The 15,074-nt window shown below is 70.3% G+C and carries 11 protein-coding genes, 1 pseudogene and 2 riboswitches; of the genes and pseudogenes, 10 read left to right on the forward strand and 2 right to left on the reverse strand.

The window, feature by feature from the left end; all coding sequences use genetic code 11:
- The 7 genes and pseudogenes from NYP07_RS11015 to NYP07_RS11045 all read left to right on the forward strand — a co-directional run.
- Nucleotides 1-120, forward strand: a pseudogene (locus NYP07_RS11015) (IS630 family transposase); the annotation flags it as partial.
- Between the two features lie 34 nt (nt 121-154).
- Nucleotides 155-1,054: an aspartyl/asparaginyl beta-hydroxylase domain-containing protein gene (locus tag NYP07_RS11020; RefSeq protein WP_268150745.1), complete on the forward strand. Its 900-nt coding sequence runs from the start codon at nt 155-157 to the stop codon at nt 1,052-1,054.
- 74 nt (nt 1,055-1,128) lie between these two features.
- Complete coding sequence (locus NYP07_RS23945; RefSeq protein WP_276597219.1) at nt 1,129-4,371, forward strand: amidohydrolase family protein; 3,243 nt, start codon at nt 1,129-1,131, stop codon at nt 4,369-4,371.
- 50 nt (nt 4,372-4,421) lie between these two features.
- Nucleotides 4,422-4,519, forward strand: a riboswitch (glycine riboswitch).
- A 20-nt stretch (nt 4,520-4,539) separates the two neighbouring features.
- A riboswitch (glycine riboswitch) is annotated at nt 4,540-4,648 on the forward strand.
- 27 nt (nt 4,649-4,675) lie between these two features.
- A complete protein-coding gene (gene gcvT, locus NYP07_RS11030) occupies nt 4,676-5,788 on the forward strand; it encodes a glycine cleavage system aminomethyltransferase GcvT (protein WP_268150319.1) in 1,113 nt (370 codons plus the stop codon).
- A gap of 2 nt (nt 5,789-5,790) precedes the next feature.
- Nucleotides 5,791-6,165, forward strand: coding sequence for a glycine cleavage system protein GcvH (gene gcvH, locus NYP07_RS11035; protein ID WP_268150321.1), 375 nt, complete (start codon nt 5,791-5,793; stop codon nt 6,163-6,165).
- A gap of 20 nt (nt 6,166-6,185) precedes the next feature.
- Nucleotides 6,186-9,074, forward strand: a complete 2,889-nt coding sequence (gene gcvP, locus NYP07_RS11040) for an aminomethyl-transferring glycine dehydrogenase (RefSeq protein ID WP_268150323.1) — start codon at nt 6,186-6,188, stop codon at nt 9,072-9,074.
- A gap of 3 nt (nt 9,075-9,077) precedes the next feature.
- The gene (locus NYP07_RS11045) at nt 9,078-10,466 is read left to right on the forward strand and encodes an L-serine ammonia-lyase (RefSeq protein ID WP_268150325.1); all 1,389 of its coding nucleotides are present in this window, start codon (nt 9,078-9,080) and stop codon (nt 10,464-10,466) included.
- A gap of 55 nt (nt 10,467-10,521) precedes the next feature.
- On the opposite strand, the gene NYP07_RS11050 is transcribed toward NYP07_RS11045, so the two are convergent.
- Complete coding sequence (locus NYP07_RS11050; protein ID WP_268150327.1) at nt 10,522-11,253, reverse strand: substrate-binding periplasmic protein; 732 nt, start codon at nt 11,251-11,253, stop codon at nt 10,522-10,524.
- Nucleotides 11,254-11,381: 128 nt separating this feature from the next.
- Between NYP07_RS11050 and NYP07_RS11055 the strand changes: the two genes are divergently transcribed.
- Together NYP07_RS11055 and NYP07_RS11060 are read left to right on the forward strand one after the other, a co-directional pair.
- Nucleotides 11,382-12,182 (forward strand): NRDE family protein, encoded by an 801-nt coding sequence (locus tag NYP07_RS11055; RefSeq protein ID WP_268150329.1) that lies wholly within the window; start codon nt 11,382-11,384, stop codon nt 12,180-12,182.
- Between the two features lie 11 nt (nt 12,183-12,193).
- On the forward strand, nt 12,194-13,081 hold the full coding sequence (locus tag NYP07_RS11060; protein WP_268150331.1) for a polysaccharide deacetylase family protein: 888 nt from the start codon (nt 12,194-12,196) through the stop codon (nt 13,079-13,081).
- Between the two features lie 13 nt (nt 13,082-13,094).
- Here NYP07_RS11060 and NYP07_RS11065 read toward each other — a convergent pair whose 3' ends face one another.
- Nucleotides 13,095-13,484 (reverse strand): hypothetical protein, encoded by a 390-nt coding sequence (locus NYP07_RS11065; protein WP_268150333.1) that lies wholly within the window; start codon nt 13,482-13,484, stop codon nt 13,095-13,097.
- Between the two features lie 129 nt (nt 13,485-13,613).
- Between NYP07_RS11065 and NYP07_RS11070 the strand changes: the two genes are divergently transcribed.
- Entirely contained in the window at nt 13,614-15,002 is a 1,389-nt protein-coding gene (locus NYP07_RS11070) for a hypothetical protein (protein WP_268150335.1), read from the forward strand.
- Nucleotides 15,003-15,074 lie beyond the last annotated feature (72 nt).

Here is a 15,074-nt window from a genome sequence, read left to right on the forward strand (position 1 = left end):
GACCACTTCGTCGCCTCCCACAACGAGAACTGCCAGCCCTTTCGCTGGACCGCGACCGCCGACTCGATCCTCGAGAAGCTGCATCGACTTTGTTCACGTATTACTGGGACAGAACACTAGCCCGCCCATCGCCATGCCCCACGACATTCCCTACATCAAGCTCAGCATCGTCGCGGCCTTCGTCGCGAGCACGGTCTATGTGCACTTCCGGGGTCGGGTGCGCCTGGGATTCTGGCGCCAGCTGACGGACCACTCGACCTTCATGGCGCCGATCAACTGCCTGATGTATCTGTTCTCGAAGCTGCCGGCCAAGCCCTATCTGCCGGTGGCCGGCTTCCCTGAGCTGAAGCTGCTGCAGGACCACTGGCAGGACATCCGCGCCGAGGCCTTTCAACTGGCCGAGGCCGGCGAAATCAAGAAGAGCGACAGGTACGACGACGCCGGCTTCAACAGCTTCTTCAAGACCGGCTGGACGCGCTTCCACCTGAAGTGGTACGGCGACGCCCACCCGTCGGCGCGCGAGCTCTGCCCGGTGACGACCGGGCTGCTGCAGCGCATCCCGAGCGTGAAGGCCGCGATGTTCGCGGCGCTGCCGCCGGGCGGGCGCCTCGTGACCCACCGCGACCCCTTCGCCGGCTCGGTGCGCTACCACCTCGGCCTCGTCACCCCCAACGACGACCGCTGCTATATCTCGGTCGACGGCGAGCGCTATTCCTGGCGCGACGGCCAGGGCGTCATCTTCGACGAGACCTATCTGCACTATGCCGAGAACCAGTCCGGGCAGATGCGCATCATCCTGTTCTGCGACGTCGAGCGGCCGCTGAACAATCCGGTGGCACGCTGGTTCAACCACGTCATCAGCCACACGCTGATCCGCGCCGCGGCGGCGCCCAACGCCGACACCGACAAGACCGGCGGCATCAACAAGGCCTTCGCCTATGTGCAGCAGGTGCGTCTGTTCGGCAAGCGCATCAAGGCCAGGAGCCGCTTCGCCTACTACGGCCTGCAGTGGCTGATCTTCGGCGGCCTGTTCGCCTGGTGGTTGCTCGCGTAAACCCGATGTGACGAACGGGGCCGGCCGGCGGGCTGGCTACCCTCGGCGGTTTTGGCTCAACTCCAGAACCTTCCATGCTCCGTCCGATCGCCGCCCCTGCCCTGCTGCTGGCCGCCGCCCTGGCCGCCAATGCGCAAGACGCCGCCAAGCCCCCCGACTGGAACGTCAACACGCCGCCCGGCGTGGCCAGGACGGCGCAGATCGACGTGAAGACCGGCACCTGGATGAGCGTGGACGTCAGCCCCGACGGCAAGACCCTCGTCTTCGACCTGCTCGGCGACCTCTACACCCTGCCCATCGCCGGCGGCGAGGCCAAGGCGCTGACGCATTCCATCGCCTGGGAGCAGCAGGCGCGCTTCTCGCCGGACGGCAAGCAGATCGCCTTCCTCAGCGATGCCGGCGGCGCCGACAACCTGTGGGTCATGAACGCCGACGGCAGCCAGCCGCATGCGGTCACTCAGGAGGATTTCCGGCTGCTGAACAACCCGGTCTGGCACCCGAGCGGCCGCTTCCTGCTCGCGCGCAAGCACTACACCGGCACGCGCAGCGCCGGCTCGGGCGAGATCTGGCTCTATGCCGTCGACGCCGACGCAGCCAAGAACAAGGGCGTGCAGCTCAACGAGAAGCCTAATTGGCAGAAGGACCTGGGCGAGCCGGCCGTGTCGCCCGACGGCAAATACCTCTACTACAGCCAGGACACCACGCCCGGCCGCTTCTTCGAATACAACAAGGACGGCACGGGCGGCATCTACACCATCTTCCGCCAGGACCTGGCGGACGGCTCGGTCGAGCCTTTCGTGCAGGGCCCCGGCGGCGCGGTGCGGCCCACGCCCTCGCCCGACGGCAAATACCTGGCCTTCGTGCGCCGCGTGCGCAACCAGAGCACGCTGTTCCTGAAGGACCTCGCCACCGGCGCCGAGCGCCCGGCCTGGAGTGGCCTGTCGCGCGATCTGCAGGAAATCTGGGCAATGTGGGGCGTCTACCCCAGCTTCGCCTGGCTGCCCGGCAGCAAGGAGATGGTCGTCTGGGCCGAGGGCAGGATCTGGCGCGTCGACCCCTTCAAGGGCAGCGCCGCCGAGATCCCCTTCCATGTGAAGGACAGCCGCGAGCTGCGCGAGCCGATGCGCTTTGCGCAGAACGTGGCGCCCGACAAGTTCGCCGTGCACCAGCTGCGCGACGCCCAGGTGTCGCCGGACGGCCGCCGCGTCGTCTACTCGGCGCTGGGTTCGCTCTATGTGAAGGATCTGCAGGACGGCGCTCAGGGCCAGCCGCGCCGGCTGACGAAGCAGGACGAAGCCTTCGAGTTCGCGCCGAGCTGGGCGCGCGACGGCAAGTCCCTCGTCTACGCGACCTGGCGCGACGATACCCAGGGCACGGTCCGCCGCCTGGACATCGCGTCGGGCAAGGAGACCGTGCTCGTCAAGGAGCCGGGCAAATACCTGGAGCCGCGCCTGTCGCCGGACGGCCGGCAGCTCGTCTACCGCAAGATTCGCGGCGGCGGCCTGACCAGCCCCTGGCACGGCCTGGACACCGGCCTCTACCTCGCGCCGGCCGACGGCTCGGGCAAGCCCGAGCGCATCAGCAAGGACGGCAGCGGCGCGCAGTTCGGCGCCCGCAGCGACGAGCTCTTCTTCACGAAGGCCAGCAGCCCCAGCGAGGTCGACCAGCGCTTCTCGCTGATGCGCCTGAACCTGCGTGACCACGCCGAGACCGAAGTCGCGCGCAGCGATTTCGCCAGCGAGTACAGCGTGTCGCCCGACGGCCGGTGGCTGGGCTTCGTCGAGCGCTTCCACGCCTATGTGACGCCGCTGCCCAACGTGCAGGGCCAGTCCGGCAAGGCCATCAGCGTCGGCGCGAAGATGGACGCGCTGCCGGTGCGCCAGCTCGACATGGACGCCGGTTCCGCGCTGCACTGGAGCGGCGACAGCCGGCAGCTGCATTTCACGCTGGGCGACGAGCTGTTCACGGCCGGCGCCGAGGGCAAGGCCAAGGCGACGAGCCAGAAGATCGGCTTCGAGCAGGCCAGCGACAAGCCGAGCGGCCGGATCGCGCTGACCGGCGCGCGCATCGTCACGATGAAGGGCGATGAAGTCATCGACGGCGGCACCATCCTCATCGACGGCAACCGCATCGCCGCCGTCGGCAAGGACGTGGCCGTGCCCGCCGACGCCAGGCGCATCGACGCCAGCGGCAAGACCATCGTGCCCGGCTTCATCGACGCGCACTGGCATGGCTCGATGAGCGATTCGGGCCTGATCCCGCAGCAGAGCTGGGTCAACCTCGCGTCGCTGGCCTTCGGCGTGACGACGCTGCACGACCCGTCCAATGTCAACGCCACCGTCTTCACGCAAAGCGAGATGCAGCGCGCCGGCCTCGTGCTCGGCCCGCGCATCTACTCCACCGGCACCATCCTCTACGGCGCCCGCACGCCCTTCACGGCCGTCGTCAACAACCTCGACGACGCGCTGACCCATCTGCACCGCCAGAAGGCGGAGGGCGCCATCAGCGTGAAGAGCTACCAGCAGCCGCGCCGCGAGCAGCGCCAGCAGGTGCTGGAGGCCGCACGCCAGAGCGGCATGATGGTCGTGCCCGAGGGCGGCGCGCTGTTCCAGATGAACATGAGCATGGTCGTCGACGGCCACACCACCGTCGAGCATGCGCTGCCCATCGCCGAGGTCTGGGACGACGTCAAGCAGCTCTGGGGCCAGCAGGCCACCGGCTACACGCCGACGCTCAACGTCGGCTACGGCGGCCTGGACGGCGAGCACTACTGGTATGCCCGCACCGAGGTCTGGAAGCACCCGCTGCTGAGCCGCTATGTGCCGCGCAGCGTGCTCGAACCGCGCTCGGTGCGCCGCGAGACCGCACCCGAGGAGGACTACAACATCCTGCGCGTGGCCCGCACCGCCACGCAGCTGTCGCGCGCCGGCGTCAACACGATGATCGGCGCCCACGGCCAGCGCGAGGGCCTGGGCGCGCACTGGGAGATGTGGATGTTCGTGCTCGGCGGCATGACGCCGATGGAAGCCCTGCGCACGGCCACCATCAACCCGGCGCGCAACTTCGGCTTCGACAAGGACCTGGGCTCGCTGGAGCCCGGCAAGCTGGCCGACCTCGTCGTCATCGACGGCAACCCGCTGGCCGACATCCGCCAGAGCGACCGCATCGTGCAGGTCATGCAGAACGGTCGCCTCTACGACGCCGCGACGATGAACCAGCTCGCCCCGGCCGCCAAGGCCCGCAAGCCGCTGTTCTTCGAAGGCGCGGACGGCCGCAGCATGCCGGTGGAGCTGGAAAACGCGCACGGCGACGACTGAAACCGTCGCGACGCACGGGCGCGCTTGCAGCGCCCGGCTGGCGGCTAGAATGCCGCCCGTCAGGAGAGCGCCCCGTTGCAGTTGGGGGCCGCCGAAGGCGCAGGGTCCCGCGACTCGAACGCTCAGGCAAAAGGACTGACAAAACGTCATCGGTGGCAGACACTGGCGGCGTTCCTCACTGGAGAGAGGCCGGTCCCGAACCGGCCCACCGAAGGGGCAAGCCCGTGGCAAATCGTTGCGGGTCAATCTCTCAGGTACCAGGGACAGCGAGGACATCCAAACCCGAATTCCGTCGGAGCCCTTGATGTCCTCTCTGCTGCAAACACCCCTCCACGCCCTCCACGTCGAACTCGGCGCCAAGATGGTGCCCTTCGCCGGCTACGACATGCCGGTGCAATACCCCACCGGCGTGATGGCCGAGCACAAGCACACGCGCGCCAGCGCGGGCCTGTTCGACGTGTCGCACATGGGCCAGGTCCGCCTGGTCGGCGCCGATGCCGCCGCCGCGCTGGAAACCCTGGTGCCGGTCGACATCGTCGACCTGGGCGTGTTCAAGCAGCGCTATGCGCTGTTCACGAACGAGCAGGGCGGTCTGCTGGACGACCTGATGGTCTGCAAGCGGCCCGACGACCTGTTCGTCGTCGTCAACGCCGGCTGCAAGGACCAGGACATCGCCCACATGCAGAAGCATCTGGCCGGCCGTTGTGAGGTCATCCCCGTGCCCGAGCGCGCGCTGCTGGCCCTGCAGGGCCCCGAGGCCGTGACCGTGCTGAGCCGCCTGAACCCCGAGGTCGCCAAGCTGACCTTCATGACCGGCGGCTTCTTCAAGCTCGACGGCATCGACACCTTCCTGACCCGCTCCGGCTACACCGGCGAAGACGGCTACGAGATCTCCGTGCACGAGGACGACGCGGTCGCGCTGGCCCGCAAGCTGCTGGGCCACGCCGAGGTCAAGCCCATCGGCCTGGGTGCGCGCGACTCGCTGCGCCTGGAAGCCGGCCTGTGCCTGTACGGCCACGACATCAACGAGACGACCACGCCGGTCGCCGCGTCCATCACCTGGGCCATCCAGAAGATCCGCCGTGCGGGCGGCAGGCGTGCCGGCGGCTACCCGGGAGCGACCGTCATCGACGACCAGCTCGCCAACGGCGTCAAGCGCAAGCGCGTCGGCCTCGTCGGCAAGGAGCGCATGCCGGTGCGTGAAGGCGCCAAGATCGTGGCCGCCGATGGCGCCGAGATCGGCGTCGTCACCAGCGGCACGCTGGGCCCCACGGTCAACCAGCCGGTGGCCCTGGCCTATGTCGACACGGCCCATGCCGCCGTCGGCACCGAAGTCTTCGCCGTCGTGCGCGACAAGCGCACGCCGATGGTGGTCTCCTCCACCCCCTTCACCCCCAACCGCTACTACCGAGGTTAAGCATGTCCATCAAGTACACCCCCGACCACGAATGGATCGAAGTCCACGGCGACGGCACCGCCACGGTCGGCATCACCGTGCACGCCCAGGACGCACTCGGTGACGTGGTCTTCGTGGACCTGCCCGAAGTGGGCAAGACCTATGCCGAGAAGGACGTGGCCGGCGTCGTCGAATCCGTCAAGGCCGCGGCCGACGTCTATATGCCCGTGGACGGCGAGATCACCGAGGTCAACGAGGCGCTGCGCGACGACCCGGCGCTGGCCAACACCGATCCGCTGAAGGCCGGCTGGTTCTTCAAGGTCAAGCTGGCCAACCCGGCCCAGCTCGACCCGCTGATGGACGCCACCGCCTACGACGCTCTGCTCAAGACCCTGTAATCCCCGAAGCCAGACCTGCCATGCCGACGCCGCTCGCCATCCTCGAAGACGCATCCGAGTTCCATGCCCGCCACATCGGGCCCGATGCCGTCGATGAATCCCTGATGTGCGCGGCGGTCGGCGTGGCCAGCCGCAGCGCGCTGATCGACGCGGTCGTGCCCGCGTCCATCCGCCGCTCGGCAGGCATGCAGCTGCCCGCGCCCATCACCGAGGCCGGCGCGCTGGCCGAGCTGAAGGCCATCGCCGGCAAGAACAAGGTCTACAAGAGCTTCATCGGCCAGGGCTACTCCGGCACGCACACGCCGGGCGTCATCCTGCGCAACATCCTCGAGAACCCCGCCTGGTACACGGCCTACACGCCCTACCAGGCCGAGATCTCGCAGGGCCGCATGGAAGCCCTCGTGAACTTCCAGACCATGGTGGCCGACCTGACCGGCATGGACATCGCCAACGGCTCCATGCTGGACGAGGCCACCTCGGCCGCCGAGGCCGTCACGCTGACCAAGCGCTCGGTCAAGAGCAAGAGCAACACGCTGATCGTCGCCAGCGACGTGCACCCGCAGACCATCGAGGTCATCCAGACGCGCTGCGCGCCGCTGGGCATCTCGGTGCTGGTCGGCATGGCGCCCGCGCTGATGGCCGAGCACGACTACTTCGCGGTCGTCTGCCAGTACCCCAGCACCACCGGCCTCATCCACGACCTGAAGGCCTTCACCGAGCAGGCCCACGCCAAACAGGCCGCCTTCATCGTCTGCGCCGACCTGCTGGCGCTGACGCTGCTGGTCTCGCCCGGCGAGTTCGGCGCCGACATCGTCGTCGGCAACACGCAGCGCTTCGGCATGCCCATGGGCGCCGGCGGCCCGCACGCCGCCTTCCTGGCCTGCCGCGACGAGTTCAAGCGCTCCATGCCGGGCCGCCTCGTCGGCGTGTCCAAGGACGCGCAAGGCCACCCCGCCTACCGGCTGGCGCTGCAGACCCGCGAGCAGCACATCCGCCGCGAGAAGGCCACGTCCAACATCTGCACGGCCCAGGTGCTGCCGGCCGTCGTCGCCAGCATGTACGCCGTCTACCACGGCCCGCAGGGCCTCAAGCGCATCGCCGAGCGCGTGGCCAGCTACACGGCCATCCTGCACGCCGGCCTGGTGCGCATGGGCGTCAAGGTCGTCACGCCGCATGTGTTCGACACGCTGATGGTCGAGTGCGATGCGTCCCGGGTCATGACCAGGGCCGTGGCCGAACAGGCCAATCTGCGCCGGCATGGCGACAAGCACGTCGGCGTCGCGCTGGACGAGACCACGTCGCGCGCCGACATCGAGGCGCTGTGGCGCTGGTTCGCGCCCGCCGGCGCCGCGGTGCCGACGGTCGCCGAGTTCGCGGCCGGCGTCGAGAGCCTGATCCCGGCGCCGCTGCGCCGCACGAGCGCCTTCCTGACCCACCCGGTCTTCAACACGCATCACAGCGAAACCGAGATGCTGCGCTACATCCGCAGCCTGTCGGACAAGGACCTGGCGCTGGACCGCAGCATGATCCCACTCGGCTCCTGCACGATGAAGCTGAACGCCACGGCCGAGATGATCCCCATCACCTGGCCGGAGTTCGCGGGCGTCCACCCCTTCGCGCCGCAGGACCAGCTGGCCGGCTACGCCGAGCTGGACCAGCTGCTGCAGAACTGGCTGAGCGAGTGCACCGGCTACGCCGGCATCAGCCTGCAGCCCAACGCCGGTTCGCAGGGCGAATACGCGGGCCTGCTGGCCATCAAGGCCTGGCATGAGTCGCGCGGCGATGCGCAGCGCAATATCTGCCTGATCCCCGAGAGCGCCCACGGCACCAATCCCGCCTCGGCCGGCATGGTGGGCATGCAGGTCGTCGTGACCAAGTGCGACAAGGAAGGCAATATCGACCTCGTCGACCTGAAGGCCAAGTGCGAGCAGCATGCCGCCAGGCTGGCCGCGATCATGATCACCTACCCCTCCACCTATGGCGTGTTCGACACCCATGTGAAGGAGATCTGCGCCATGGTCAAGGCACACGGCGGCCGCGTCTACGTGGACGGCGCCAACATGAACGCGCTGGTCGGCGTGGCCGCGCCGGGCCAGTTCGGCGGCGACGTGAGCCACCTGAACCTGCACAAGACCTTCTGCATCCCGCACGGCGGTGGCGGCCCGGGCGTCGGCCCGGTCTGCGTCGTCGAAGACCTCGTGCCCTTCCTGCCGGCGCACCGCACGGCGGGCCTGGGCCAGGCCAGCAACATCGGCGCCGTGTCCGCCGCGCCGCTGGGCAATGCGGCCGTGCTGCCGATCTCGTGGATGTACATCCGCCTGATGGGCGCCGACGGCCTGAAGAAGGCCACCGAGATGGCCATCCTGAACGCCAACTACGTGGCGGCCCGCCTCAGCGACCACTACGACATCCACTTCAGCGGCGGCATTGCCGGCGTGAAGGGCGGCGGCGTGGCCCACGAGTGCATCCTGGACCTGCGCCCGCTGAAGGACAGCTCCGGCGTCGCCGCCGAAGACGTGGCCAAGCGCCTGATCGACTACGGCTTTCACGCGCCGACGCTGAGCTTCCCGGTCGCCGGCACGCTGATGGTCGAGCCGACCGAGAGCGAGAGCCGCGCCGAACTGGACCGCTTCATCGACGCGATGATCCAGATCCGCCACGAGATCGCCGACGTCGAGGCCGGCAAGCTCAGCCGTGAGGACAACCCGCTGGTGAATGCGCCGCACACGGCGATGGTGGCCAGCGCCACCGAGTGGGCGCACGGCTACAGCCGCGAGGTCGCCGTGTTCCCGCTGCCCAGCCTGCGCCGCCAGAAATACTGGTCGCCGGTGGGCCGCGTGGACAACGTCTATGGCGACCGCAATCTGTTCTGCTCCTGCGTGCCGCTGTCCGAATACGAGGAGGCCTGAGCCATGGCCGTGTCGGTCTTCGACCTCTTCAAGATCGGCATCGGCCCGAGCAGCTCGCACACGGTCGGGCCGATGCGCGCCGCGCGGCTGTTCGGCCTGCGGCTGCAGCATGAGGGCCTGCTCGACAAGGTGGCCCGCGTGCAGGTTGTGCTGTACGGCTCGCTCGGCGCCACCGGCAAGGGCCACGGCAGCGACAAGGCCGTGCTGCTGGGCCTGGCCGGGCATGAGCCGGACACGGTGGACGTGGAGGCCATCCCGGCGCTGCTCGACGGCATCCGGGCCGGCGACCTGAACCTCGTCGGCCAGCACCGCATCGCCTTCGACGAGGCCAAGGACCTGGTCTTCAAGCGCCGCGAGACGCTGCCCTTCCACACCAACGGGATGCGCTGCTTCGCCTTCGATGCCGAGGGCGGCGAGCTGGCGAACCGCATCTACTACTCCGTCGGCGGCGGCTTCATCGTCAGCGACGAGGTGGCGGCCGACGGCAGCAAGCAGAAGGTCATCGCACCCGATGTGACCGTGCTGCCCTACCCCTTCAAGACCGGCGACGAACTGCTGGCGCAGACGAAAAAATACGGCCTGTCCATCGCCGAGATCATGCGCCGCAACGAGGGCCATTGGCGGCCCGACGCCGAGACGCGCACCGGCCTCTTGAAGATCTGGGGCGTCATGCAGGCCTGCGTGCAGCGCGGTTGCAGGACGGAGGGCATCCTGCCCGGCGGCTTCAAGGTCAAGCGCCGAGCGCCCAGCCTGTACGCCAGCCTGACGTCCAACCCCGAGCAGGCGCTGCGCGACCCGCTGCAGGTGATGGACTGGGTCAACCTCTACGCGCTGGCCGTCAACGAGGAGAACGCCGCCGGCGGGCGCGTCGTCACGGCCCCCACCAACGGCGCGGCCGGCATCGTGCCGGCGGTGCTGCACTACTACAGCCGCTTCGTGCACGGCGCCAACGAGGACGGCGTCGTCGACTTCCTGCTCACGGCCGCGGCCATCGGCATCCTCTACAAGGAGAACGCCTCCATCTCCGGCGCCGAGGTCGGCTGCCAGGGCGAGGTCGGCGTGGCCTGCTCGATGGCCGCCGGGGCGCTGTGCGCCGTCATGGGCGGCACGCCCGAGCAGGTCGAGAACGCGGCCGAGATCGGCATGGAGCACCACCTGGGCCTGACCTGCGATCCCGTAGGCGGCCTCGTGCAGATTCCCTGCATCGAGCGCAACGCGATCGCGTCGGTCAAGGCCATCAACGCGGCGCGCATGGCGCTGCGCGGCGACGGCACCCACTTCGTCAGCCTGGACAAGGTCATCAAGACCATGCGCGACACCGGCGCCGACATGATGACCAAGTACAAGGAAACGGCCCGCGGCGGCCTGGCGGTCAATATCGTGGAGTGCTGAACCCTCTCGCGGCTGGGCACGCCGCCGAATGCGGCGTGCATCCGGTCGGCCTCGTTCAGCGCGGCGGGATGTCCTGCGGCAGCCAGCGCTTGTAGATGGCCTGGAAACTGCCGTCGCGCTTCATCGCATCGACCTCGCGCTGCCAGGCCGCCACCACGTGACGCGGCGTGCCCGGCGAGAAGGCGATATAGCCGTCGCTGCTGGCATAGGTGTAGACCTCCTCCAGCGCGCTCGGTTCGATGCCTGCGGCCGCGAGCGTTCCCGGCATGCTGATGCGCTCCGAGGCCAACAGCGGTGCACGGCCTGCCAGCAGCATGCGCAGCCCCTGCACGGGGTCGTTGACGTAGCGCAGGTTGCGAAAGCCCTCCGAGGCCAGTTGCTGGGCCGTATACCAGTCGCGCACGACCAGAACGTCGGCGGCGCGGCGCGCGTCGTCGAAGCGCTTGAGCCGGTCAGCACCGGCACGGGCGTAGAAGCTGCTGTAGAAGGTCACGATCGGGCCGACCCACTGGAACAGCCGCTCCCGCTCGGGAATGCGTGCGGCCGAGAACAATGCGACCGGCTCAGCGCCCTGCGCCTCGCGGTAGGCCCGTGCCCAGGGCAGGAATTCGACGGGCAGCGTCTGGCCCAGGCGGCGCAGCACGGCTTGCACGACTTCCACGGCCAGCCCGCTGGGACGGCCTTCCTCCGTGAAATTGATGGGCGGGAACTCCTCGCTGAGCAGCCTCAGCGTCGGCGGTTCTGCTGCCGATGCGCCCGACGCCGGCGCGCCGGCGAAGGACTTCAACGTCCAAGCAAGCCCCAACAGCCCGAGATGACGTCGCTGCACTGTGTTCTCCAGTGTCGTTGCCACGATGATAGGCGGCCGCCCCGCCTGTTGGCCGGCGGGCACCTCCCGAAAGACCCGAATCCACCATGTGCCTGGCCGCCTTCGCGCTGAACGCCCACCCGCGCTTCCCGCTGGTCATCGCCGCCAACCGCGACGAGTTCTTCAGCCGGCCTGCCGAGGCCATGGCCTGGTGGTCGGCCGACAGCGCCGAACTGCTGGCAGGCCGCGACCTCGATGCCGGCGGCACCTGGTTCGGCCTGACGCGTGCCGGGCGGCTTGCGCTGCTGACCAATGTGCGCGAACCGCAGCGCCACGTCGCCGACGCGCCGTCGCGCGGCACCCTCGTCGTGGACTGGCTGGCCAGCGGCCGGGATGCGCCCGGCTTTGTCGCCGGCCTGACCGCGGGCTACAACGGCTTCAACCTCGTCACCGCCGATCTGCGCCGCGGTGCCTGGCACTGGTTCAGCAACCGCGCTCCCGGCCCGGTGGCACTCGCATCCGGCATCCACGCGCTGTCCAACGCGGCGCTGGACACACCCTGGCCCAAGGCCCGCGGCCTGCAGGCGGCGATGGCGACGGCGCTGGACGCCGCGCGCTCATCGCGGCAACTGGCCGACGACCTCTTCGCCGCCCTCGCGGACACCTCGCCCGCGCCCGACGCCGAGCTGCCCGACACCGGCGTCGGCCTGGCGCGCGAGCGCCTGCTGTCGCCGCGCTTCGTGCGCATGCCCGACCCGGCACGGCCCGGCCTGGCCGGCTATGGCACGCGCTGCTCGACGCTGCTGATCCGCGAGGCCTCGGGCGCCACCCGCGTCATCGAGCGCAGCGTCACGGCCGACGGCCGCTGGCTGGCGCCGGTCCTGCACGAGCTGCCCGCATGGCCCTGACAATGCGCGCCGTGAAACCCACCGCCCACCTGCTCGCCATCGCCGGCCTGGCCTGGCTGCCCGGCCCCGCCCAGGCCGCCGCAGCGCCGGCCACGCCGCCCCCGGCACCCGCAAGCGCGGCCAGCGCCCCGGACCACCCGCACCGCGCCCGCGCCATCGAGATCCGTGCCGCCCGCGTTCGCGGCCTCGCCGAGCAGATGAACCAGCCGGCCGCCGACCTGAAGCAGGCCTGCCGCTTCGAGTCCGACATCACGACGCCCCCGCCGCCGGGCCTCGTCAGCCTCAGCTTCGACGACGGCCCGGAGCCCGGCGCCACCGAGGCCATCCTCGCGCTGCTCGACAAGCACCAGATCCCGGCCAGCTTCTTCCTCATCGCCGCCAAGGCCCAGCGCCATCCCGAGCTCGCCGCCCTCGTGAAGGCGCACCCGCTGGCGCTGGTGGGCAACCATTCCTGGTCCCACCCCAATTTCCACGACATCCCGGCGGCGAAGCAGTCCAGCGAGGTCGACCGCAGCGACACGGCGCTGGCCGCGCTGGAGGCGCCCAAGCTGTTCCGCTACCCCTACGGCAACTCCAGCTGCGAGACCAATGCCGAGCTTCAGCGGCGCGGTTACCGCATCGTCGGCTGGCATGTGGACAGCTGCGACTGGGCCTTCGACAAGACCGGCAGCATCGACGCCCACGAGGCCAAGATCTGCGGCGTGGACAAGGCCAACCGCGAGCACTTCGTCGACCACGTCGTGTCCGCCGTGAAGGCGCGCAAGGGCGGCATCGTGCTGATGCACGAGATCCACCCGAACACGCTGGCCAAGCTGGACACGCTGATCGAGCGCCTGCTGGCCGAGGGCTTCAGGTTCGCGCCGCTGACCGATCCGGCGTTCGAGGCCTCGCTGCGCTAGACCTCGAACCGGTTCAGCCCAGCTTGCCCTTCAGGAAGGAGACCAGGAAGGGCGTCGCAGCGGCGGCAATCGTCGCGGCCGCCGACGAATCCACGCCGGCCTTGTTGGCCACCGCTTCCGCGACGCGGGCCGAGATCACGCCCTCGCCGCCGTCCTCCAGCGAACCGAAGAAGCCGTCGCCCCGCACCAGCCCCGCGGCGAAGGCGGCAAAAAAGCTCTTGCCCGGGTGCGAGCCCAACAGGCCGGCATGCTGTTCCTCGACATGGGCCTGTGCGGCCTCCGTCGCATGGCCGAGCAGCTGCTGGGCGTCGGCGTCGGAATAGCCCTGGGCCGTCAACGCCTGCATGGCCTGGGCGCCATGTTCCGTGGAAAGAAATTCGGAGAGCAGTTCTTGGGCGTCCATCGTCGGGCTCCGTGTGAAGGAAGCCCGACTTTAAGGGCGTGCCCATGACGGCCGAATTGCAGGCCCGAGTCGGGCGCCGAGGCCGCACCGCACGACAGGCCAGCACGGCCGAGACACAATCCGGCCGCCGTGTCCGCCGCCGCCATCGCCGCCCTTCCCCGCCGCCCGCCGCCCGACCCCCGCCTGCTGCGGCGCTGCCTGCTGCTGGCCGTGCTGCTGCATGTCTGGCTGGTGCTGGTGTTCGGCAACGCGACGGGCAGCGCCGCGCCCGGCCTGGGCGTCTGGGGCAGCCTGACCGTCAAGCTGCTGGGCCGCAGCGGCGACGAGGCCGGCGCGCCGCCCGGCGACGGTGCCGCCGCCGGCGAGCGCAGCCCGGGCGAATCCGCCGGTGCCGCCCGGCAGGGCCGCTGGAACCCGCGCGAGCTGCCACCCGAGGCGGCAGCCACCGACGCGCCGCCGGACCGCACAACACTGGACCTGCCCGAGGGCTTCCGCCCGGTCGAGCGCGAGAACCTCTCGCCGCCACCGGCGCGCATCGCGCCGGCCGAGTCCACCGTGCTGCCGATGCAACGGGCCGACCTCGCCCGCGCCACCCCGGCTGCCGGGCTGCAGCCCCCCGGGGCGGAATTGCCCACCCCCGTCGGGCGGCTGGAAGCCAGGCCCGAGGCCGCCGCCACGGTGCTGGCCCCGGTCACGCGGCTGCGCCCGCCGGCCCCTGCCGTCGAGGCGCCGCCACTGTCCAGCGACCTGCCTGCGCCGGTGCAGCGGCTGGAACCCGCATCGCCGGCGGCCGCCGAAGCCGCCGCCGCATTGCCACGCCCGGCCGAGTTGCGCGCCGCGCCGGCGCCCGCCGCCGTCGCGCCAAGCACCGAACTGCCGCCACCCGTGCGCCGCCTCGAAGCGGCGGCCGAAAGCGGCGCCGCCCCGGCCCTGCCCCGTGCGACGGAACTGCGCCCGGCCGGCGCCGCACCGCCGCCGGCGATGGCCCTGCCCAACGCCCAGGATCTGCCCGCGGCCGTGCGCCGGCTGGAGTCGACCGAAGGCGCCGGCGCCGTCGCGCCGATGCAGCCCCCGGCCAATGCCCGCATGGACGCGGCGGCGCCGGCCGCCGCGCCGCTGTCCGACCTGTCAGGCGCCCTGCCCGGCCAGGTGTCGGCTCCGGCCGGCCCGGCCCGCGGCGATCCGAATACCAGCCCCTTTGCCGCGCCCAGGGCCTTGCCGGGTTCGCCCGACGGCGGCCCGCGCGCCGGCGCAGAGGCCGCCTTGCCGCCGGACGCCGCCGCCAGCGCGGCGCGGGCGCCGCTGAACCTGTCGCTGCCGCGCGGCGACATCGGTGCCCGCCGCGGCCCCGGCCTCGTCGAGCTGCTGCCGCAGCCGCCGGAGCGCAAGTCCAGGCTGGAGCAGTCCATCGAAGACGCCGCCAACAAGGACTGCCGCAAGGCCTACAGCAATGCCGGCATCCTGGCCGCCGTGCCCCTCGCCATCGATGCGGCGCGCGGCAAGGGCTGCAGGTGGTAGCCGGAATCCCGGCGCCGGACCCCAGTAAAAAGGGCCGGCCACTCGACGCGGCCGGCCCAAGCGCGGGAACCG

Origin of the sequence: Pelomonas aquatica (genome assembly GCF_026712205.1) — a bacterium.
In the GTDB taxonomy this organism is placed as follows: domain Bacteria; phylum Pseudomonadota; class Gammaproteobacteria; order Burkholderiales; family Burkholderiaceae_C; genus Pelomonas; species Pelomonas aquatica.